The sequence below is a fragment of the Pseudacidovorax intermedius genome (assembly GCF_003350475.1).
Taxonomy (GTDB): Bacteria; Pseudomonadota; Gammaproteobacteria; order Burkholderiales; family Burkholderiaceae_C; genus Xenophilus; species Xenophilus intermedius.
In genome coordinates, this window is record NZ_QQAV01000003.1 from 509,499 (window position 1) to 531,073 (window position 21,575).

The window sequence follows — 21,575 nt, forward strand, 5'->3', positions numbered from 1 at the left end:
TTCGCGGCCTGCTGAGTGAACTCCAAGGTAAGCCATGAACCTCCTGCATCCCTGGCCCTATCCCCGCTGGATCGCCCACCGCGGCGCCGGCAAGCTCGCGCCGGAGAACACGCTGGCCGCCTTCCGGCTCGGCGCGGAATACGGCTATCGCATGTTCGAGTGCGATGCCAAGCTCAGCCAGGATGGCGTGATCTTCCTGATGCACGACGCCACGCTAGGGCGCACGACCGGCATGCCTGGCATCGGCGGCGATCAGCCGTGGACCGCGCTGTCTCAGCTCGACGCGGGCCGCTGGCATTCGCGGCGCTACGCGGGCGAGCCGCTGCCCACGCTGGCCGCGCTGGCGCGCTTCTGCCTGGCGAACGGCCATCTGCTCAACATCGAGATCAAGCCCACGCCCGGGACCGACGCTGAGACCGGTGCCGCCGTGGCGCGCGAGGCCGCGCGGCTGTGGACCGATGCAGCCGTGCCGCCACTGCTCAGCTCCTTCCGCCCCGATGCGCTTGCGGCTGCACGCGATGCGGCGCCGGCCTTGCCGCGGGCCCTGCTGCTCGACACCATGCCCGGCGACTGGCTGGACATCGCCCGCCAGCTCGGCTGCGTGGCCATCGTCTGCAACCACGCGCTGTGGGATGCGCAGACCGTGGCCGACGCCCGCGCCGCCGGCTTCCGGCAACTGAGCTACACGGTGAACGACGAATGGGCGGCGCAGCGGCTCATCGATCTGGGCACCGACGGCATCATCACGGATCGGGTCGACCTGTTCTCGCCGGCGGGCTGACCGCCTGATCGTCTGGCGCCCCTTCGCGCTTGAAGGGTGCAGGCCTCGGGGGGCGATCGCATGCGATGCCCCACGCTGCCAGCGCCGGCCGACAGGCCCCGCAGACCGCGCTGCCTATGATCCAGCGGATGCGCCCGACTCCGCGTCTTCTCTTCCTCTTCGCCCTCTGGCTGGCCTTGTGGACGGGCCTGCCCCACCTGCCAACGGCCTGGGCCCAGCCCGCCTCCGGCGCCTCGACCCCCGCCACGCAGGCCGATGCGCCGGCCGACATTGCCACGCTGCGATCCCAGCTCACGGCCCTGCCCAAATCGGCCGAGACGAGCGACGAGGCCCGCCTTCTGGTGCGCCAGGTCGACGCCATCGGCACCGCGGCGCAGAAGCTGATCGACCTGCGCACGGGCCAGCTCAACGACCTGAACGCCCGCCTGGGTGAGCTCGGACCGGCACCGGCAGCCGGGACCACCGAAGACCCCGACATCACCCGCCAGCGCGCCACGCTCACGCGCGAGCGCAATGGCGTCGACGCCGACATCCGCCTGGCGCGACTGGTGGTGGTCGATGCCCAGCAGCGCGCCACCGAACTGCTGAACAAGCGCCGCCAGGACTTCGAGGCGCGCCTGACCGAACGCACCGCCTCGCCCTTGTCGCCGGTGTTCTGGCGCGCAATCGCCGACGCCTGGCCGGACGACCGCGACCGGCTGGCACCGCTGCTGGCCGAACTGCGCACGGCCGCCGCCGCAGCGCTGTCGCCCGAGAACCGCGGCGTGGTACTGGGCGCATTGCTGCTGGCACTGGGGGTGATCACGCTCGGCAACATGCTGGCCGAGCGCGGCCTGGTGGCGCTGGCGCAGCGCATCCTGCCCGGCGGCCGTCTGCGGCGTTCGCTGCTGGTGATCGCCGTCGTGCTCGTCAACATGCTGCTGGTGGCGCTGGCCCTGCACGGCTTCCGCGCACTGCTCGAAGACCGGCAACTGCTCGGCGAGGCGGCGCGGGAGATGGTGAAGGAGCTGATCGGCGTCGCGCTGTTCATGACCTTCGTGCTGAGCCTGGGCCGCGCCCTGCTGGCGAACGCGCGGCGCTCCTGGCGGTTGCCGCCCATCGCGGACGCCATGGCGCTGCGGCTGCGGCCCTTTCCTTTGCTGGTCGCCATCGTCGGCGCACTGGTCTGGATACCGGCGCAGGTGAATGCGCTGGTGGAGGCCAGCTATGCGGCGCTGCAGGCGACGCAGGCGGCCACCGCCGCAGCCCTGACGATGCTGGTGGCCCTGCTGATGTTCCGGCTGCGGCCGGCCGCGACGGGCGGCGCCGTTGGCGCGGCCCAGGCCGCCGCCCCCGACGCGGCCCGCCCGGCCGATGCCGGTGATGGCACCTCGGCCACCCAGACGATCCGGCCGGTATGGGTCGGCCTGCTGCGTGGCCTGGTCGGCGTGGTGCTGCTGGCCGTGGTGGCGCTGCTCGTCAGCGGCTACGTGGCGCTGGCCAGCCTGGTGGCCAGCCAACTGATCTGGACCGGCATCGTGGGCTGTGCCTTCTACGTGCTGTTCAAGTTCGTCGACGACCTGTGCATGGCGCTGCTCGCGGCGCGCAGCGCCACCGGGCAGAGGCTGGCGGCCAGCTTCGGCCTGCAGCCCACGCGGCTGGACCAGGCCGCGGTGCTGCTGTCGGGCGTGTTGCGGCTCGCGCTGTTCTTCTATCTCGTCATCACGCTGATGGCGCCGCTGGGCACGGGCCCGGAAGAAGTGGTGCAGCGCTCGGGCCAGTTCGGCAGCGGCCTTCAGGTGGGCGAGTTCCAGTTCGTGCCCGCGGCCCTGTTCAGCGCCCTGGCGGTGTTGGTGGCCGGCTTCATCGCCCTGCGGGTGCTGCGCGTCTGGCTGGACACGCGCTACTTCCCGGCCTCGGGCCTGGAGCCCGGCATGCGCAGCTCGCTCACCACGCTGCTGGGCTATGCGGGCGGTGTGCTGGTGGTGGCGATGGCGCTGTCGGCGCTGGGCATCGGCATCAACCGCATCGCCTGGATCGCCAGCGCCCTGTCGGTGGGCATCGGCTTCGGCCTGCAGGCCATCGTGCAGAACTTCATCTCGGGCCTGATCCTGCTGGCCGAGCGGCCGGTGAAGGTGGGCGACTGGGTCGTGCTGGGCACCACCGAGGGCGATGTGCGTCGCATCAATGTGCGCGCCACTGAGATTCAGCTGGCCGACCGCTCCACGGTGATCGTGCCTAACTCGGAGTTCATCACCAAGACCGTGCGCAACATGACGCTGGCCAATGCCGAGGGCCGCGTGCTGATCCGCCTGCCGATGCCGCTGGCCAGCGATGCGCGCCATGTGCGCGAGCTGATGCTGGCGGCCTGTGCGGCGCATCCGTCCATCCTGCCGACGCCGGCACCGTCGGTGTCGCTCGAAGGCATCGAGAACGGCATGCTGATTTTCCAGGCCATCGCCTACGTCAACAGCCCGCGCGTGGCCGGCGGGGTGAAGAGCGACCTTCTCTTCACCATGCTGGAGGACTTCAAGCGCGCCGGCCTGCCGCTGGTCACGCCGGTGGTGGCGGCAACGCCGCCGGCGCCCGCGCCGCTGGCCTGAGCGCCAGAGCGTCGCGGCAGGGCCGGAACGGAGGGGCGTGCCGCGATCGATCGGGCTTGTGCTCGGCAGGAACGCGCCGCGGGCGCGCCGCTCACTCCGGCCGGTAATCCATCATCCGGATCGTCTCGCCGAAGCGCTGCCAGTCCGACTTGACCAACTGTGCGAATTCGGCCGGCGGCGCGCCACCCGGCGCAAAGCCGACGTTGAGGTACAGGTCGCGCATCTGCGGCGCGGCGATGGCGCGGGCGATCTCATTCTGGAGGTGAGCGACCGCGTCGGAAGGCGTGCCGCGGGGCGCGAAGACGCCGATCCAGCCATCCATCTCCACGGAGGGATGACCCAGTTCCCGGATGGTGGGCACCTCAGGAAAGGCCGGCAGGCGCTTGGGCCCCAGATAGGCCATGGCCTTGAGGCGCCCGGCCTTGATCAACTGCCCCACCGAGCCAGCCGCTGGTCCCCAGCCCAGCGCGACCTGCCCGCCAGCGATGTCGCGCACCTGGTCGCCCGAGGCCTTGTAGTGCACGGCCACCATGTCCACGCCCAGCGACTTCGCCAGCAGCACGCCGCCGAAATGCGAGATGGTGCCGGGGCTGTAGGTGCCATAGCTCACGCTGCCCTTGGGCTGGGCCTGCAACCATTTGGCCAGACCCGCGAAGTCGTTAGCCGGCATCGACGGGCCGGTCAGCAGCAGCAGACTCCCGCGGCCCATGTCCGTCACGGGCATGAGATCGGTGAGCGTGTTGTACGGCCAGCTCGGATAGGCCTGCGGATTGATGACCACGCCGGCCTGGACCGTCACCAGCAGCGTGTTGCCGTCCGGCGGGCTGCTGGCCACCACCTGTCCGCCGATGCGGCCCTGGGCGCCGGCGCGGTTCTCGACCAGAACCGGTCGGCCCAGGCTCTGGCCCAGGCGCTCGGCCAGGGGCCGCAACAGCGCATCCATGCCGCCGCCGGGCTGGTCGGTGGTGACGATGCGCAGGGGCGTCTGCGCCCGCGCCGGCAGGGGCGCGAAGGCAGGCAAGGCCGCCAGGCCGGCGGCAAGCAGTTCTCGGCGTTGCATGGTTGTCTCCTGTCGTTGTGTTGTTCCACGGGCGATGCGATGGGCTACTGCCGGGCCATCTCCACCAGCGCCAGCAGTTCGGGATCGAGGCGCTGCAACGGATCGAGCTGGTACTCGACGCGGAACAGCCGCGCGCCCTGCAGCACGAACGGTGCCTCGTAGTGGGAAACCGGACTGCCGCGGTCCAGCCCGATGTCCAGGCCCGAGAAGGACACCTGGCTGTTGAAGCCCAGCATGCGCGTGTCCAGCCGGCCCACGGGCTCGCCGTCCATGAGCAGCGTGGCGGTGCGGGTGGAGGGCATGATGGTCATCCCGATCACCGGCAGCCGCACCCGCACCCAGGGACCGAGTCGCATCTGCAGGCCCAGCACATGGTGGCCGGGCGTGAAGGGGCGCTCCGAGACGATGAGGTGGTGGCGCCCGCCGACATTCATGTCGTGCACCAGGTGGCCGTTCTTGAGGTACAGGCTGTAGCCACAGGTGGCGTCGCCATGGGCCACCAGCACGCCCTGCGCATCGGCGCGGTCGATGCGCACATAGGCTTCGATGCGGTAGTCGCGGCTGCGCACGTCGGGCGCCACGTCGTTGGGCAGGTGGCCCATGCCGGCATGCAGCACGAACTGCGTGCGCGGGCCGTGCACGCGCCGGCCGTTCTCGGCAAAGCGCGGCGCGAAGCGGTCGTCCAGCGGCAGCACCTGGTTGGCCTCGGCCTCGCGCCACCACAGGGCCTTGAGTGCCTCCAGCCGCTCGGGATGCACGGCCGCCAGGTCGCGCGTCTCCGAGAAGTCCTCGTCCAGGTGGTAGAGCTCCCACACGTCGGCCTCGAAAGGCGTGTTGACGGCATGCCAGGCCACGGCCTTCCAGCCCTCGTGCCACAGGCCGCGGTGGCCGAACATCTCGAAGTACTGCGGACCGCGCTGCCAGGCGGCGGCGGGGTCGCGCAGGCAGGCGGCGAAGCTCTGGCCGGTCATGGGCTGTGCGGCGACGCCCTCCACCTGCGTGGGCGGCGCCAGCTTCAGCAGGTCGAGCACCGTGGGTGCCAGGTCGCTGACGTGGCAGAAGCCTTTCCACAGCGCGCCGTCGCCCGCGATGCCGCGCGGCCAGGAGACGACCAGCGGATCGCGGATGCCGCCGCCATGCGTGTTCTGCTTGTAGCGCTTGAGCGGGGTGTTGGCCGTCATCGCCCAGCCGTAGGGAAAGTTGCTGTGCGTGTCGGGCCCGCCGATGTCGTCGATGCGCGCCAGCTTGGTCTGCAGCGTCTCCTGCAGCAGGTTGAAGGGGCCCATGGCATTGACCATGCCGAGCGGGCCGCCCTCCTGGCTGGCACCGTTGTCGGAAAGCACGAGGATCAGCGTGTCATCGCGCAGGCCCGCTTCCTTCAGGAAGGCAACGAGCCGCCCCAGGTGCTGGTCCGCATGGTCGAGCATCGCGGCATAGGCGGCCTGCAGGCGGGTGAACAGAGGCTGCTGCTCGGACGGCAGCGCGTCCCAGGCCTCGACGCCGGGGTTGCGTTCGGGCAACTGCGTGCCGGGCGGCACGACGCCCATCGCGATCTGACGCGCCAGGCGGCGGGCGCGCTCCTCGTCCCAACCATGGGCGAAGCGCTGGTCGTAGTGCGCGATGAGTTCGGCCGGCGCCTGATGCGGCGCGTGGCAGGCACCCAGGGCCAGAAAAGTGAACCAGGGCTGGCGCGGCCGGTCGGCCTGGTGGTCCGCGATCATGCGAATGGCCTGGGTCACCAGGTCCTCGGTCAGGTGGTAGCCGGTCTCGTAGGTGCCGGGGGCGGCGATGAGCGTGTTGTCCTGGACCAGCTCGGGGCTGTACTGGTCGGTCTCGGCATCGAGGAAGCCGTAGAAGCGGTCGAAGCCCCGGCGCAGCGGCCAGCCGTCGTAGGGGCCGCCGGGGCCGGTCTCGCTGACGGGCGTGACATGCCACTTGCCGACCATGTAGTTGTTGTAGCCGTGCGGGCGCAGCATCTCGGCCAGTGTGGGCGCATCGCGCGCGATCTTGCCGCGGTAGCCTGGGTAGCCCGAGTCGAAGTTGGCCAGGCATCCCATGCCCACCGCATGATGGTTGCGCCCCGTGAGCAGCGAGGCCCGCGTGGTCGAGCACATGGCCGTGGTGTGGAAGCCGGTGCAGCGCACGCCCTGCCGCGCCAGCGCGTCGATGGTGGGCGTGGCGATGTCGGAGCCGTAGCAGCCGAAGTCGGAGAAGCCGACGTCGTCGAACAGCACCACCAGCACATTGGGCGTGCCGGGCTTGGGGCGGGCGGGCTCGGGCCACCAGGGGCGCGACTCGGCCAGGGTGCGGCCGGCGTGGCCCTGGTAGGTGGGGGCTTCGGGCGGTTGGGCGGCGGGCATGGGCGAGCTCCTGGGTCATGGGTGCCGAATAGGCGAACTGCAGGCGGGCTGCGGATTCGCGCGGACTACGCGACCGTGGGGACGCCCGGCTCGGCCACAGGCGCGGCCACTGCGGCCGGCGCGGCGCGTCCCCGGATCAGGTCGACCGCCTTCTCCGCCAGCATGTAGGTCGGCGCATTGGTGTTGCCACCGATCAGCCGCGGCATCACCGAGGCATCGACCACGCGCAGACCGTCCAGCCCGCGCACGCGCAGTTCGGGGTCGGTGACGGCCTGGTCGTCCTGGCCCATGCGGCAGGTGCCGACGGGGTGGTAGATGGTGTCGGCGGTGGCCCGGATGTAAGCCTCCACGCCCATGCGGTCGGCCGGGTCGGGCTCGGCACGGCCGGGAATGCCGCGCACATCGGCAAAGGCCGGCGCCCCGAGGATGCGGCGGCACATGCGGTAGGCCTCGACCATGGCCGCCATGTCCTGCGGATCGGAGAGAAAAGCCGGGTCGATACGCGGCGGCGCATGCGGGTCGGCGCTGTGCAGGCCCACCGTCCCGCGCGACGCCGGTCGCAGCACGCACGCATGCAGGCCGTAGCCATGTCCGGGCATCTGGCGCCGGCCATGGTCCTGCACCTGGGCACGCGAGAAATGCAGACCGATGTCGGGCCGGGGCAGCCCGGGCCGGCTGCACAGGAAGGCACCGGCCTCGTTGAAGTTGGTGCTGAAGCAGCCTTCGCGTTGGCGACGCCAGCGGCCCCAGTGCCGGAAGAGCGACACCAGCCCCTGTGGCGTACGGCCGAAGAGTTCCAGGTCGAACCAGCGCCGCGAGAGCACGCAGTCCAGGTGATCCTGAAGGTTGCGGCCCACGCCCGGCAGCGCATGCCGCACCGCGATGCCCAGGGCCTGCAGTTCATTGACCGGACCGATGCCAGAGAGCATCAACAGCTGCGGACTGCCGAAGGCGCCGGCGCACAGAAGGGTCTCGGCGCGGGCCGTCAGGCTGCGGCGCTGGCCGTCGACCGCCACGTCCACGCCGGTCACGCGTCGGCCCTCCATGCGCAGGCCCAGGGCGTGGGCGCCGGTGATCACGCGCAGGTTCGGGCGGTTGCGCGCCGGTGTCAGGTAGGCACGCTGCGCATTCCAGCGCTCGCCGCCGTCCTGCGTGACCTGGAACCAGCCCACGCCCTCCTGCCGCTCGCCGTTGAAGTCGGGGTTGAGCGCGTAGCCGCATTGCACGCCCGCCTCCAGGAAGCGCTGGTTGAAGGCGGCGGGCGAGCGGATGTCGGAGACCTTCAGCGGCCCGTCGGTCGCGTGCAGCGCCGAGGCCGGCAGCGAGGTGTTGCCCTCGCTGCGCAGGAAGTACGGCAGCACCTCCTGCCAGCTCCAGCCGGTGCAGCCCAGCGCCGCCCATTCGTCGTAGTCGGCGGGATGGCCGCGCACGTAGATCATGGCGTTGATCGACGAGCTGCCGCCCAGCACCCTGCCGCGCGGCTGGTAGCCGCGGCGGCCGCCCAGGCCGGGTTGCGGCTCGGTCTCGAAGGCCCAGTTCATGCGCCGCGTGGGGACGGTGCCGATCAGGCCCATGGGCACCGTCACCCAGCCGCTGGCGTCGCTGCCGCCGGCTTCGAGCAGCGCGACGGTGACACGCGGGTCCTCGCTCAGCCGGCCCGCCAGCGTGCAGCCGGCAGTGCCGCCGCCGACGATGACGTAGTCGAAGTGCTCTTCCTTGTTGTTCTCGGGCATGGCGCGTCTCCTGAACGCTGGGGAGGAATCGGAGCGTGGGCGCGGGTCGGTCGCAGGGCCCTCGTGCGTGCGTGCGTGCGTGCGTCGTCAGTCGGGCCAGCGGGCCGCGTCGACCACCGGGAAGCTGCCGCTGAAGTTGTCCAGCAGGCCGAAGAAGCGCGTCAGCAGGCTGGCGTCGCCGCGCAGTTGCGCCTCGCCGGCCCCCACCAATTCGGGCAGCGTCTGCTGACGCGCGAGCAGGGCGTTGAGGGCGCGGCGCGGCAGCGTCAGGTGCACATCGCAGGGCGGCTCGGACGACGGCACGCGGATGGGGCTCAGCGCGCCGTTGGATAGCTCCAGCCGCCAGTGCTCGCCGCTGTCGACCAGGTGCAGGCCGACCACGCAGGCGAGTTCGCCCGCGCGTGGCGCATTCAGGCGCACGGCCAGCGCGTCGAAAAGCAGGCCGTTGCCCAGCGCCGCCAGCATGGCGCTGCCGCCGGGCACGGCCGGCGCGGCGGGCGGGCCCTCGCGGTATTCGCGCGCTCCCAGCAGGAAGGCATTGCGCCAAGTGGCGGATTCGGCGGCGAAGCCCATCTGCTCCAGCGCCTCGGCGGCCAGCGCGCGGGCCCCGGCATGGTCGGGATGCGCGTAGACGGCATGCTTCATGACCTCGGCCACCCAGCGGTAGTCGCCGCGCGCCAGGTCTTCGCGCGCGCGCTCGACCAGCGCGTCGATGCCGCCCATGTAGCGCACGTAGCGCTCGGCCGCCGCCACCGGCGGATGCGCATGCAGGTTGGCCGGATGCGCGTCGTACCAGGACAGGTAGTGCTGGTAGATGGCCTTCACGTTGTGCGACACGGTGCCGTAGAAGCCGCGCGCGTGCCAGCGCCGCGCCAGCGGGCCCGGCATCGTCAGGCCCTCGGCGATCTCGGCGGACTTGAGGCCATGGCTCATCAGCCGCACGGTCTGGTCGTGCAGCCAGCGGTACAGATCGCGCTGCTCGCGCAGGAAGCCCTGCACCCGGTCCTGGCCCCAGGTCGGCCAGTGGTGCTGGGCCAGCGCCACGTCGCTGCGGTCGCCCCAGCGCTGCAGCGCCTGGTGCAGGTACTTGGACCAGGCCAGCGAATCGCGCACCTTGGCGCCGCGCAGCGGGCAGAGGTTGTGCAGCGTGCGCGTGGCGTTCTCGGCCAGGTTGAGGGCGCGCTCACCGGGAAAGTAGAAGTGCATCTCGGCCGGCGCCTCGGTATCGGGCGCCAGCTGGAACTCGATGACCACGCCGTCGATGGTGTGGACCTCGACGTCCTGCACGATCTCCCAGGTGGGCGCGATCAGCGAGGGCCGGCCGCGCGGCAGGCTCTTGCCCAGGCCGGCATCCACCTGGCCGTCGGCGCCCACCGGCAGCGTGTGGCCGAACTGGAACTGCGCCCGCCGCGCCATGGCGACGCCGCCGATCACGTTCTCGGCCACCGCGTGGTGCATGAAGCCCACGGGCGCGATCACCTGCACCCGGCCGGCATCCACGTCCTTCTGCGAGACGAGGCCGGCGACGCCGCCGAAGTGGTCGCTGTGGCTGTGGCTGTAGATCACCGTGTGCAGCGGCCGGCGGCCTTCGGGGTCGCGCAGGCGCCGGTAGAGGCGCAGCGCCGCGGCGGCGGTCTCGGGCACCGTGAGGGCGTCGAGGGCGATCAGGCCTTCGTCGCCCTCGATGAAGGTGATGTTGGCCAGGTCGTAGCCCCGCACCTGGAAGATCCGCGGCGTGACCTGGAAGAGCCCGTGGATGCGGTTGAGCCGCGCCTGCCGCCAGAGCGCCGGGTTGACGGTGGGCGCGGGCGTTTCGTCGTCGAGGAAGGCGTAGGGCCGCAGGCTCCAGACCGGCGCGCCGGAGACGCCGGCCACCTCGGCCTCGTCGTCGCTGCCGAGGAAGCCGCGACGGGCGTCGTCGAAGTCCTCGCCGTCCTCCGGCGGCGCGCCGGCCGCGGCCAGGCGCTGGAGGTCGAGGGTGGGGCCGTAGGCGGTTTTCATGGCTGGGTGTCCCGGTGATCGGGCTCAATGCCCAGGTAGGCGCCGAGCGCCGCGGCGGTCTGCGCGACCAAGGCGGCCTCGTCCAGCCGGACGGGCCCCGGGTCGGTGAGCACGGCGCTGACCAGCAGTCCGTGCAGCATCTGGTGGGCAAAGCCCAGGCGGGCGGCGGCCGCCTCGCCCCGCCACTGCGGCCAGCGCGCCATGGCCGCCGTCAGACGCTTGCGCGTGACCAGCCGCACCTGCGCCAGCGGATGGGCCGTGTTGGCCTCGCGCGGTTGCTGCTGGGTCTGGCCCAGCGCCGCGGCATAGAGCCCGCGGTGCAGCCGGAAGGAATGGACCATCAGCCCGACCCACGCCTGGAGGAACTGCGCGGGCGTCTCGCCCTCGCGCTCCGGCGCGGCGTGGAAGGCGTCGAGCCGCTGTTGCAGCACATCTGCCAGCAACTGCTGCAGCACGGCGAAGTAGGCCTCCTTGTTGTGGAAGCGCGTGTAGAAGGTGCCGACCGAGCAACCGATGGCCTGGGCGATGTCGCTGACCGTCACCTCGGACCAGCGGCGGCTGGCCGTCAGCTGCAGCCCGGCTTCGATCAGCGCCTGCTGGCGCTCCTGGCCGCGCGGACGCTTGGGCGCGACGGCATGCTGCGCCGGCAGCGGGCCGGCGGCTTTCTGAACAAGTTCTTCCTGCATCGACTCAACATGAACATGAATTCATATTCATGTTATGGATCGAACGAGGCTCCGAAAAGCTCGGGCTTACCCGCAGGAAAGGGAGCGAGACGGGATCAGCGCCCGCCGCGCAGTAGCGCCCACTGGACAGTCCCGGCGAGCACCACGAGTGCCGCATAGGTGGCCATGCGCCCGTCGTGGCCCGTCAGCACCAGACCGCCGAGCAGCGTCGCGACGCCAGCGCCCGTGGTGACGGCCAGCTGCTTCCAAAGCGGCACGCGCATTGATCGCGCCCGCTGCAGCACGCGCAAACCCAGTGCAAGCAACGCCGCCACGACCACGGCAGGCGCCACGAAGTTCAGCAGGTGATCGAGAAACTGGAGGGGGGACATGCGTCGCGGATCGACCGGCACATGACTGCAATAGGAGGATTTGCTGCAGTGCAGGGCGCCGAAGAGGGGCGCAAATTTTATAATGCGCGGTTATGGCAGTCTGGGCACTCGGCTTGAACCACACGACCGCGCCGCTCGACCTGCGCGGCCGGTTCGCGTTTGCCGTCGACCAGATCGCGCCCACCCTGCAGAGTCTGCGCAGCGCGGTGGGCCTGCATGGTCATCCGCCGGTGGAGGCCGCCATCATCTCCACCTGCAACCGTACCGAGATCTACTGCGCCGCCGACCGGCCCGCACTGGAGCACACGGTCGACTGGCTGGCCGGCAGCGGCGGCGTCTCGCCGGCCCTGCTGCGCTCCCACACCTACACGCTCACCGACGGCCAGGCCGCGCGCCATGCCTTCCGCGTGGCCAGCGGCCTGGATTCCATGGTGCTCGGCGAGGCCCAGATCCTGGGCCAGATGAAGGACGCCATCCGCGCCGCCGAGACGGCCGGCGCGCTGGGCACCACGCTCAACCAGCTTTTCCAGCGCTCCTTCGCCGTCGCCAAGGAAGTGCGCACCTCCACCGAGATCGGCGCCCATTCGATCAGCATGGCCGCCGCCGCGGTGCGCCTGGCCGGCCAGCTCTTCGAGGACCTGCGCGAGACACGCGTGCTCTTCGTCGGCGCGGGCGAAATGATCGATCTGGCCGCCACGCATTTCGCGGCACGCCAGCCTGCGAAGATCGTCATCGCCAACCGCACGCTCGAACGCGGCGAAAAGCTCGCCAGCCGCCTGGGCGGCGAGGCCATGCGCCTGGCCGACCTGCCCGGCCGTCTGGCCGACTTCGACATCGTGGTCAGCTGCACCGCCAGCACCCTGCCGCTGATCGGCCTGGGTGCCGTGGAGCGGGCGCTCAAGGTGCGCAAGCACCGGCCCATGTTCATGGTCGACCTGGCGGTGCCGCGCGACATCGAGCCCGAGGTCAAGGCGCTGGAAGACGTCTACCTCTACACCGTGGACGACCTGGCCCATGTGGTGCGCCAGGGCGAAGCCAGCCGCCAGGCCGCCGTCGCCCAGGCCGAAGCCATCATCGATGCCGGGGTGCAGAACTTCCTCCACTGGATGGACCAGCGCAGCAGCGTGCCGCTGATCCAGCAACTGCAGGCCCAGACCGATGCCTGGCGCGCGGCCGAACTGGCCCGTGCCCGCCGCCAGCTCGCCCGCGGCGACGATGTCGAGGCGGTGCTGGAGGCCCTGTCCCGCGGCCTCACGCAGAAGATGCTGCACGGCGCGCTGGCCGAGTTGCATGCCGGCGATGCCGCCAGCCGCGCGCAGACGGCGCAGACGGTGAGCCGGCTCTTCCTGCGCAACGGCGACCCTCGCCGCGACAACTAGCGACGCTCGCTCGCCGCGGCCCTGCACGGGCCGCATCCGCCCGCCGCGCGCCTGCCTCGCGTGGCCCTGGCCCCGCGGCCCCGCCCCCATTCCGCCTTGCCCGTGAAAGACTTCCTCCGTCATCAACTCGAACGCTTCGCCCAGCGCCTGGAAGAGCTCGACTTCCTGCTCTCGCGCGAAGACATCATGGCCGACATGGCGCAGTACCGCGTGCTCTCACGCGAACATGCCGAGGTCACGGCCATCGCCGGACGCTGGGCCCGCTACCGGCAGCGCGAGACCGACTTGGCCGGCGCCCGCGACATGCTGGGTGACCCGGACATGGCCGAGATGGCGCAGGAAGAGATCGCCGCCGCCACCGCCGAGCTTCAGCAGCTGGAGGACGAGCTCCAGCGCCTGCTGCTGCCGAAGGACCCGGACGACGCCCGCAACGCCTTCCTCGAAATCCGCGCCGGCACGGGCGGCGACGAGTCGGCCCTGTTCGCCGGCGACCTCGCGCGCATGTACACCCGCCATGCCGCCAGCCAGGGCTGGAAGCTGGAGATCATGAGCGCCAGCGAGAGCGAGATCGGCGGCTACAAGGAAGTGGTGCTGCGCGTCGAGGCCGACGGCGCCTACGGCCGGCTGCGCTTCGAGTCGGGCGGCCACCGCGTGCAGCGCGTGCCCGCCACCGAGACCCAGGGGCGCATCCACACCAGCGCCTGCACCGTGGCCGTGATGCCGGAGCCCGACGAGGCGCAGGCCATCACCCTCAACCCTGCGGACCTGCGCATCGACACCTTCCGCGCCAGCGGTGCCGGCGGGCAGCACATCAACAAGACCGACTCGGCCGTGCGCGTGGTGCACCTGCCCACCGGCCTGGTCGCCGAATGCCAGGACGGCCGCAGCCAGCACAGCAACAAGGCCAAGGCGCTGCAGGTGCTGCAGGCCCGACTGCAGGAGAAGGAGCGCAGCGAGCGCGCCGCCAAGGAGGCCGCGCTGCGCAAGGGCCTGATCGGCAGCGGCGACCGCAGCGACCGCATCCGCACCTACAACTTCCCGCAGGGCCGGCTCACCGACCACCGCATCAACCTCACGCTCTACAAGCTCGGCGCCGTCATGGAAGGCGACCTGGGCGAGGTGCTCGATGCGCTGCAGGCCGCGCGCGAGGCCGAGCAGCTGGCGGAGCTGGAGGCGAGCCAGGCATGAGCGGGCGTCCTGCCGTTGCGAAGGAGGCTTGCCGCGCAGGCGCCGACGGTCATTCCGGGATCGCCGCCTGCGCACCACCGGTTCCGGCAGCGCCAGCGATTGCGGAGGCTCCGGCAGCTCCGGCGGCCGAGTTGATGGCGGAGCCGGCACCCCCGCACATCGCTGCTGCCCTGCAGGCCGGCTTGCGCGCCGGCCTCGATCGACTCGATGCCCAGTTGCTGCTGCTCTTCGCGCTGGGCCGGGCGCCGCACGACCGGGCCTGGCTGCTGACGCACGACGGCGACGCGCTCGCTGCCGGCGACTGGGCACGCGTCGCCGCCCTCTTCCGGCGGCGCCTGGCCGGCGAACCCGCCGCCTACCTGCTCGGCGAGAAGGAATTCCACGGCCTCGACCTTCAGGTGGACGCCCGGGTGCTCGTGCCGCGCCCGGACACCGAAACGCTGGTCGACTGGGCCCTCGCCTGCCTGGAGGGCCGCCACGCCCCGCGCGTGCTCGACCTGGGCACCGGCAGCGGCGCCATCGCCCTGGCGCTGCAGCGCGCCCGGCCCGATGCGCGGGTCGAGGCGGTCGACGCCAGCGCCGACGCACTCGCAGTGGCCGCGGCGAACGCCCGGCGGCTCGGCCTGCCCGTCGCTTTCCGGCAGGCCTCCTGGCTGGACGGTGCTTCCCCGACCGGCTACGACCTCATCGTCAGCAACCCGCCTTACATCGCCGAGGGCGACCCGCACCTTCCCGCCCTGCGCCACGAGCCGCTGTCGGCACTGGTGGCCGGCGCCGATGGTCTGGGCGACCTGCGGCAGATCGTGCGCGCCGCGCCCGGCCACCTCTTGCCCGGTGGCCGGCTGCTGCTGGAACACGGCCACGACCAGGCGGCCGCCGTGCGCCAGTTACTGGCCGACGCGGGTTTCGCCGACATCCAGCACCGCCACGACCTGTCCGGCATTGCCCGGTGCACCGGCGGAACCTGGGTCCCGATGAAATAATCCACCTCCTTATCACCCCACCACCCACAGGAAACCCCATGAGCGACGTTCAGCAACGCATCGACGGCATCGTGAAGTCGAGTGATGTCGTGCTCTTCATGAAGGGCAACGCGAGCTTTCCCATGTGCGGCTTCTCCGGCCGCGCCGTCCAGATCCTGAAGGCCTGCGGCGTCGACACCAAGGCACTGACCACGGTCAACGTGCTGGACGACGCCGAGATCCGCCAAGGCATCAAGGAATACAGCAACTGGCCCACCATCCCCCAGCTCTACGTCAAGGGCGAGTTCGTGGGCGGCTCGGACATCATGATGGAGATGTACGAGTCCGGCGAACTGCAGCAGATGCTGACCCAGGCCGCCTGAAGGCTGGACGGCTTGCCTTTCTGACGGGCGCCCCGGGCCCGGATCGGCCCGCCGCGCGCGGGCCGTTTTTCATGGCGCGCGCCACGCCGTTCGGCACTGCCTCCCCTCTTGTAGTCGCCAAGCCACATCGCCTGTCGGCCCCTGCGGCCCGCGTGCACGCAGCGCGGGCACGTCTTATGCTGTATCGCATCAGGTGTTGTTGATGTTCGATACGGAGGTGTTCCCGATGGATTCCCGCAGTCTCGTTCCCACCAGCGCAGGCTTCCAGCTGCCCGTGGCGCAACTGCGCAGCGTCTACGAGACGCACGAGGTCGAGCGCCGGCTCGCCAAGCTGCCCGAGCGCGATCATGAGACCTTGCGCAGCACCTACACCCGCATGCTCGAGCGTGGCCCCGAGCGCTTCCAGGTCAAGCCCAGCGGCGTGCCCGACATGGCCGCCCTCTACGAGCAGCTCCCCAATTTCACCGACGCTCTGGACGACGTGCGCCGCCACGTCGCCCTGGCCCAGGACAGCCGCGACGGCCTCGAAGTGACGCCCATGCTGCTGCTCGGCCCGCCCGGCATCGGCAAGACCCATTTCGCGCGCAAGCTGGCGGAGCTGCTGGGCACCGGCATGCAACTGGTGCCGATGAGCTCGATGACGGCCGGCTGGCTGCTCTCCGGCGCTTCCTCGCAATGGAAGGGCGCCAAGCCCGGCAAGGTGTTCGAGGCGCTGGTGGATGGCCAGTACGCCAACCCGGTGATCGTGGTGGACGAGATCGACAAGGCCAGTGCCGACGCGCAGTACGACCCGCTCGGCGCGCTCTATGGCCTGCTGGAGCACGACACCGCGCACCATTTCGTCGACGAATTCGCCGAGGTGGCCATCGACGCCAGCCAGGTCATCTGGATCACCACGGCCAACGACGAGCGCAGCGTGCCCGAGCCCATCCTCAACCGGATGAACGTGTTCGAGATCGAGGCGCCCTCGGCCGAGCAGGCACGGCGCATCGCGCGCAACCTGTACCTGTCGATCCGCGCCGAGCACGACTGGGGCCGGCACCTGGCGGCCGAGCCGGCCGACGACGTGCTTGACGTCCTGGCCAGCCTCGCTCCACGCGAGATGCGCCGCGCGCTGATGACCGGGTTCGGCAATGCCCGACTGGCCCGGCGCGAGCAGATGCAGGTGTACGACCTGCCGCGCGGCGCCGCCGGCCAGCGTCCGCGCATGGGCTTCGTGCAGTAACCACAGCGCAAGCACCTCGGCGCTGCCGGGGCTCGCAGGCGCCGCGCCAATCCCATCGGCGTGGCGACGGCGGGACGCTATCCTCAGGCCGGCGCCACTTCCTGCCTGCCGATGACCCTGACCCAAAGCCTGCTCCTGATCGCGCTGCTGATTGCCGTCAGCGCCTTCTTCTCCGTCGCCGAGATCTCGCTCGCCGCCGCTCGCCGGCTGCGCCTGCGCCAGCTGGCCGACGATGGGGATGTGCGGGCCCAGGAGGTGATCGCGCTGCAGGAGCAGCCGGGCCATTACTTCACCGTGGTACAGATTGGCCTGAACGCCATCGCCATCCTGGGCGGCGTGGTGGGCGAAGGCGCGCTCACGCCCTACTTCGCGCGCCTGTTCGAGCTGGCGCTCGATGCCGAGAATGCCCAGCGAGCCGCCTTCACCGCCTCCTTCATCACCATCATCGCGGCCTTCCTGGTCTTCGCCGACCTGTTTCCCAAGCGGCTGGGCATGAGCGAGCCGGAGCGCATGGCCATGCGCATCGCCCGGCCCATGCGCTGGCTGATCACGCTGCTGGGCCCGCTCACCTGGCTGTTCACCCGCATGACCGACGGCCTGTTCCAGCTGCTCGGGCTGCCCATGGTGCGCGAGGACAAGATCACCCTGGCCGACATCCTGGCCATGTCCGAGGCCGGCACCCGCGCCGGCGTGCTGGCGGCGCAGGAGCACCAGGTCATCGCCAATGTGTTCGAGCTGGACGTGCGCATGGTCAACAGTGTGATGACGCCGCGCGAGCGCATCGCCTGGCTGCACCGCGACGATCCGGAATCGGTGCTGCGCGCGCGCATCGTGGCGGAACCCTATTCCGCCTACCCGGTGTGCGAGGGCGACATCGACCATGTGCTCGGGTATGTCGACGCCAAGGACATGTTCCAGCGGGTGCTGGGTGGCCAGCCCCTGTCCTTCGACCAGGGCCTGCCGATCCACAAGGCGCTGGTGATCCCGGACCGGCTGACCCTGACCGAAGTGCTGGAGCAGTTCCGCTCCGCGCATGAAGACTTCGCCATCGTGGTCAACGAATACAGCCTGGTGGTGGGCGTCATCACGCTCAACGACGTGATGAGCACGGTGATGGGCGACCTGGTGCCGGCCTCTACCGACGAGCAGCAGATCGTGCAGCGCGACGAGCATTCCTGGCTGATCGACGGCGTGACGCCCATCCAGGACGTGCAGCGCGCCCTGGGCATCGACGAGATGCCGCACGAGGACGAGTACGAGACGCTGGCCGGCTTCCTGATGGTGATGCTGCGCCGCGTGCCGCGCCGCACCGACAGCGTGAGCTGGGCCGGCTTCACCTTCGAGGTGATGGACGTGGACAGCCATCGCATCGATCAGGTGATGGTCACGCGTGGCGGGCCTGCTGCCGCCCAGCCCGACCCCGCGGTGCGCCACTGAACGGTGCGCCGTCGGCGGCCTTCCGGCAAAAGTCTGAGCGGCAGCCGGTGGCCAGCCTGCCAGTCACTCGCCTGCGCCGCCTGGGGTATGACGAGGATCGAAGGTCCAGTTGCGCTGATTGGCGAAAACGGCTTCCGGGTACGGCGCGCGCCCCCTGCTGCCGTTGTAGCGGCCCAGCGCCATGAACAGGTCGCCGCGCTCACGGTCCAGATAGTGGCGCAGGATCACGCAGCCGAAGCGCAGGTTGGTCTGCATGTGGAACAGCACCGAGGGGTCGCCGTTGCCGATGGTCCGCACCCAGAAGGGCATCACCTGCATGTAGCCCCGCGCACCCGCGCTCGACACCGCGTGCTTGCGGAAGTTGCTCTCGACCTGGATCAGGCCCAGCACCAGGCTCACGTCCAGGCCGGCGCGGCGACTTTCGTACCAGATGGTCTGCAGCAGCTCCTTGCGGGTCTGCCAATCGGACACCTTGCGCCGCAGCCGGTCGCCCATGGTGCCGAGCCAGCGCAGGTAGTGCAGGCGGCCGGTGAAGTCGTCGAACTCCGGAACCGGCGGGGCGTTGTTGAGGATGGCCGAACTGAGTGCGGTGCGCACTGCATCGGCCAGCGGCTCCTCGATCTGGGCGCCGGCATGGGCGGTGGAGGGCAGCCACAGCGGGCCGGCAAGTCCGGCCCAGGACGCCACTTGCACCGCGCTGCCCAGGAAGTCGCGGCGCCCGACCTGGGACACGGGCGACGTCGCCTCTGCCACCGCAGTCGTGGCGGCAGTTGCAGCAGGGCCGAGCGGTCCGCCGGCCTGCGCATCGGCCAAGGCCAGGCGCTGCTGCGTCACACCGCCAAGCGGCCCTTCAGGAAGGCCGCCGCCTCTGCTGCAGGCACCTTGGTCGCCGCCGTGTCGCGGCGGTGCTGGTACTCGAACTGCCCTTCCTTCAGGCCGCGGTCCGAGATGACCAGCCGGTGCGGCACGCCGATGAGCTCCCAGTCGGCGAACATGGCGCCGGGGCGCTCATTGCGGTCGTCGAGCAGCACGTCCACCCCGTCGGCCAACAGTTGGTCATACAGGGCGTCTGCAGCGGCCTTGACCTCGGCGCTGCGGTCCATGCCGATGGGGCACAGCACCACGGTGAAAGGTGCCAGCGCGTCGGGCCAGATGATCCCGCGCTCGTCGTGGTTCTGCTCGATGGCGGCGGCCGGCAGGCGGGTGATGCCGATGCCGTAGCAGCCCATCTCCAGCGGACGCGGCTTGCCGTCTTCTTCCAGGAAGGTGGCGTTCATGGCCTGGCTGTACTTGGTGCCCAGGTAGAAGACGTGGCCCACCTCGATGCCGCGCTCGATGGCCAGCACGCCCTTGCCGTCGGGCGACGGGTCGCCCGCGACGACATTGCGCAGGTCGGCCACCAGGTCGGGCTCGGGCAGGTCGCGGCCCCAGTTGACGCCGGTGATGTGGAAGTCGGGCTCGTTGGCGCCGCAGATCCAGTCGGCCATCAGTGCCACCTCGCGGTCGGCCACGAGCTTGACCGGCTGCTTCATGTGGATCGGGCCCAGGTAGCCGGGCTTGCAGCCGAAGTGGGCCTCGATCTCGCCTACCGTGGCGAAGCGGAATCCGGCCAAGCCGGGCAGCTTGCCGACCTTGACCTCGTTCATGTCGTGGTCGCCGCGCAGCAGGAGCAGCCAGACCTGGGTGGCCTTGATGGCGCCCTGGTCGTCGAGCAGGTCGGTGGCCAGCACCAGCGACTTCACCGTGGTCGAGAGCGGAACGCCGAGCAGCGCCGCCACGTCCTCGCAGGTGGACTTGCCGGGCGTCGGCGTCTTGGTCATCTGCTGCGTCGCCGCGCCGCGCGGGCCGGTGGGCGCCAGCGCTTCGGCCTTCTCCATGTTGGCGGCGTAGTCGCTGTCGGGGCAGTAGACGATGGCGTCCTCGCCCGTGGCGGCGATGACCTGGAATTCCTCGCTCAGGTCGCCGCCGATGGCGCCGCTGTCCGCCGCCACGGCGCGATAGCGCAGGCCGAAGCGATCAAAGATCCGGCGGTAGGCCTGGGCCATCACCTGGTAGCTCGCCTTGGCCGCCTCGGGGCTGCGGTCGAAGCTATAGGCGTCTTTCATGATGAATTCGCGCCCGCGCATCAGGCCGAAGCGCGGACGGCGCTCGTCGCGGAACTTGGTCTGGATCTGGTAGAAGTTCTTGGGCAGCTGCTTGTAGCTGCGGATCTCCTGCCGTGCGATGTCCGTCACCACCTCTTCGCTGGTGGGCTGGATGACGAAGTCGCGGTCGTGCCGGTCCTTGATGCGCAGCAGCTCGGGGCCCATCTTGTCGAAGCGGCCCGTCTCCTGCCAGAGCTCGGCGGGCTGCACCACCGGCATGGTCATCTCGACGGCGCCGGCGCGGTTCATCTCCTCGCGCACGATGGCCTCCACCTTGCGGATCACGCGCAGCCCCATGGGCATGTACGTGTAGATGCCGGCTCCGAGCTTCTTGATCATGCCGGCACGGGTCATGAGCCGGTGGCTGGCCACTTCGGCGTCGGCCGGGGCCTCCTTGAGTGTGGACACCAGGAAACGGGATGCTTTCATCGATCGCGGGGCAAGAGGCTGGAAGGAAGGCGGCGTGCCGCAAGCGGCGCGGTGCCGGGAACTGGGCTGGCCGGCGTCAAGCCCCGGCCAGCATCGATCTATGCATAATCGAACCAGTTCAAAAATTGGGGTTTGATTATGCTTGACCGGGACGGCTTCAGGCCCAACGTCGGCATCATCCTGCTCAACCAGAAAAACCAGGTGTTCTGGGGCAAGCGCATCCGCACCCACTCCTGGCAGTTTCCTCAAGGCGGGATTGATCGGGGCGAAACACCCGAGCAGGCCATGTACCGCGAGCTCCACGAAGAGGTCGGCCTGATGCCCGACCACGTGCGCATCGTGGCCCGCACCCGCGACTGGTTGCGCTACGAGGTGCCCGACCGCTACATCCGCCGCGACGCCCGCGGCCATTACAAGGGCCAGAAGCAGATCTGGTATCTGCTGCAACTTGTGGGGCACGACTGGGATCTCAACCTGCGTGCCACCGACCATCCCGAGTTCGACGCCTGGCGCTGGCATGACTACTGGGTCCCGCTGGACGTGGTGGTCGAGTTCAAGCGTGGCGTCTACGAGATGGCGCTGACCGAGCTGGCCCGCTTCCTGCCGCGGCCCGACATGCGCAACCGCTTCCTGCGCGGCAGCATGCGAGGCCGCGAGGCCGATCATCGCGATCGGCCACCGCACGGGCCCGCTGCCGCTGCGCCCACCTTCGAATTGCCGCCAGGGGCGTCCTTCGACCCCGACCCCAACAGTGCCTCCGATCATGCCTCGCATCCCGACAGCCCGACACCCGCAAGTCCCTAGTGCCCGGTGGCGCTCGACGGCAGCGGCGAAGTTCACGCACCTGCTCGCCA

General features: G+C 70.4%; 17 protein-coding genes. 9 read left to right on the forward strand and 8 right to left on the reverse strand.

Annotation, left to right across the window (positions count from 1 at the left end):
- Positions 1 to 34 precede the first annotated feature (34 nt).
- Together ugpQ and DFR41_RS11925 are read left to right on the forward strand one after the other, a co-directional pair.
- Positions 35 to 781 (forward strand): glycerophosphodiester phosphodiesterase, encoded by a 747-nt coding sequence (gene ugpQ, locus DFR41_RS11920; RefSeq protein ID WP_114802838.1) that lies wholly within the window; start codon positions 35 to 37, stop codon positions 779 to 781.
- Positions 782 to 909: 128 nt separating this feature from the next.
- Complete coding sequence (locus DFR41_RS11925; RefSeq protein ID WP_244917722.1) at positions 910 to 3,363, forward strand: DUF3772 domain-containing protein; 2,454 nt, start codon at positions 910 to 912, stop codon at positions 3,361 to 3,363.
- Positions 3,364 to 3,454: 91 nt separating this feature from the next.
- Here DFR41_RS11925 and DFR41_RS11930 read toward each other — a convergent pair whose 3' ends face one another.
- The 6 genes from DFR41_RS11930 to DFR41_RS11955 all read right to left on the reverse strand — a co-directional run bounded on the left by DFR41_RS11930 (position 3,455) and on the right by DFR41_RS11955 (position 11,574).
- Positions 3,455 to 4,423 carry a Bug family tripartite tricarboxylate transporter substrate binding protein gene (locus DFR41_RS11930; RefSeq protein ID WP_017762301.1) on the reverse strand — a complete coding sequence of 323 codons (969 nt, stop codon included), beginning with the start codon at positions 4,421 to 4,423 and terminating at the stop codon, positions 3,455 to 3,457.
- A gap of 44 nt (positions 4,424 to 4,467) precedes the next feature.
- Entirely contained in the window at positions 4,468 to 6,783 is a 2,316-nt protein-coding gene (locus DFR41_RS11935; protein WP_017762302.1) for an arylsulfatase, read from the reverse strand.
- 65 nt (positions 6,784 to 6,848) lie between these two features.
- Complete coding sequence (locus DFR41_RS11940) at positions 6,849 to 8,516, reverse strand: GMC family oxidoreductase (RefSeq protein ID WP_114802840.1); 1,668 nt, start codon at positions 8,514 to 8,516, stop codon at positions 6,849 to 6,851.
- An 87-nt stretch (positions 8,517 to 8,603) separates the two neighbouring features.
- The gene (locus DFR41_RS11945; RefSeq protein ID WP_114802841.1) at positions 8,604 to 10,517 is read right to left on the reverse strand and encodes an alkyl/aryl-sulfatase; all 1,914 of its coding nucleotides are present in this window, start codon (positions 10,515 to 10,517) and stop codon (positions 8,604 to 8,606) included.
- Positions 10,514 to 11,203 carry a TetR/AcrR family transcriptional regulator gene (locus tag DFR41_RS11950; RefSeq protein WP_114802842.1) on the reverse strand — a complete coding sequence of 230 codons (690 nt, stop codon included), beginning with the start codon at positions 11,201 to 11,203 and terminating at the stop codon, positions 10,514 to 10,516. The genes DFR41_RS11945 and DFR41_RS11950 overlap by 4 nt, the downstream gene beginning before the upstream one ends.
- A 95-nt stretch (positions 11,204 to 11,298) precedes the next feature.
- Positions 11,299 to 11,574: a hypothetical protein gene (locus DFR41_RS11955; protein WP_017758589.1), complete on the reverse strand. Its 276-nt coding sequence runs from the start codon at positions 11,572 to 11,574 to the stop codon at positions 11,299 to 11,301.
- A gap of 92 nt (positions 11,575 to 11,666) precedes the next feature.
- On the opposite strand from DFR41_RS11955, the gene hemA reads away from it, so the two are divergent.
- From hemA to paeA, 6 genes are all read left to right on the forward strand, one after another.
- On the forward strand, positions 11,667 to 12,953 hold the full coding sequence (hemA, locus tag DFR41_RS11960; protein WP_114802843.1) for a glutamyl-tRNA reductase: 1,287 nt from the start codon (positions 11,667 to 11,669) through the stop codon (positions 12,951 to 12,953).
- 102 nt (positions 12,954 to 13,055) lie between these two features.
- Positions 13,056 to 14,141, forward strand: coding sequence for a peptide chain release factor 1 (gene prfA / locus DFR41_RS11965; protein ID WP_114802844.1), 1,086 nt, complete (start codon positions 13,056 to 13,058; stop codon positions 14,139 to 14,141).
- A gap of 134 nt (positions 14,142 to 14,275) precedes the next feature.
- Positions 14,276 to 15,124 (forward strand): peptide chain release factor N(5)-glutamine methyltransferase, encoded by an 849-nt coding sequence (gene prmC / locus DFR41_RS11970; RefSeq protein WP_114802845.1) that lies wholly within the window; start codon positions 14,276 to 14,278, stop codon positions 15,122 to 15,124.
- Between the two features lie 38 nt (positions 15,125 to 15,162).
- Positions 15,163 to 15,486, forward strand: coding sequence for a Grx4 family monothiol glutaredoxin (grxD, locus tag DFR41_RS11975; protein ID WP_017761179.1), 324 nt, complete (start codon positions 15,163 to 15,165; stop codon positions 15,484 to 15,486).
- A gap of 226 nt (positions 15,487 to 15,712) precedes the next feature.
- Entirely contained in the window at positions 15,713 to 16,711 is a 999-nt protein-coding gene (locus DFR41_RS11980) for an AAA family ATPase (RefSeq protein WP_114802846.1), read from the forward strand.
- A gap of 111 nt (positions 16,712 to 16,822) precedes the next feature.
- Positions 16,823 to 18,148 (forward strand): polyamine export protein PaeA, encoded by a 1,326-nt coding sequence (paeA, locus tag DFR41_RS11985; protein WP_114802847.1) that lies wholly within the window; start codon positions 16,823 to 16,825, stop codon positions 18,146 to 18,148.
- A gap of 63 nt (positions 18,149 to 18,211) precedes the next feature.
- Here the strand turns inward: paeA and DFR41_RS11990 are convergent, their stop codons facing one another.
- Together DFR41_RS11990 and DFR41_RS11995 are read right to left on the reverse strand one after the other, a co-directional pair.
- On the reverse strand, positions 18,212 to 18,880 hold the full coding sequence (locus DFR41_RS11990) for a lytic transglycosylase domain-containing protein (RefSeq protein WP_081682499.1): 669 nt from the start codon (positions 18,878 to 18,880) through the stop codon (positions 18,212 to 18,214).
- Positions 18,881 to 18,978: 98 nt separating this feature from the next.
- On the reverse strand, positions 18,979 to 20,721 hold the full coding sequence (locus DFR41_RS11995; protein WP_043118564.1) for a proline--tRNA ligase: 1,743 nt from the start codon (positions 20,719 to 20,721) through the stop codon (positions 18,979 to 18,981).
- A gap of 138 nt (positions 20,722 to 20,859) precedes the next feature.
- Here DFR41_RS11995 and DFR41_RS12000 point away from each other — a divergent pair, with 138 nt between their 5' ends.
- The gene (locus DFR41_RS12000; protein WP_017761184.1) at positions 20,860 to 21,525 is read left to right on the forward strand and encodes an RNA pyrophosphohydrolase; all 666 of its coding nucleotides are present in this window, start codon (positions 20,860 to 20,862) and stop codon (positions 21,523 to 21,525) included.
- Positions 21,526 to 21,575 lie beyond the last annotated feature (50 nt).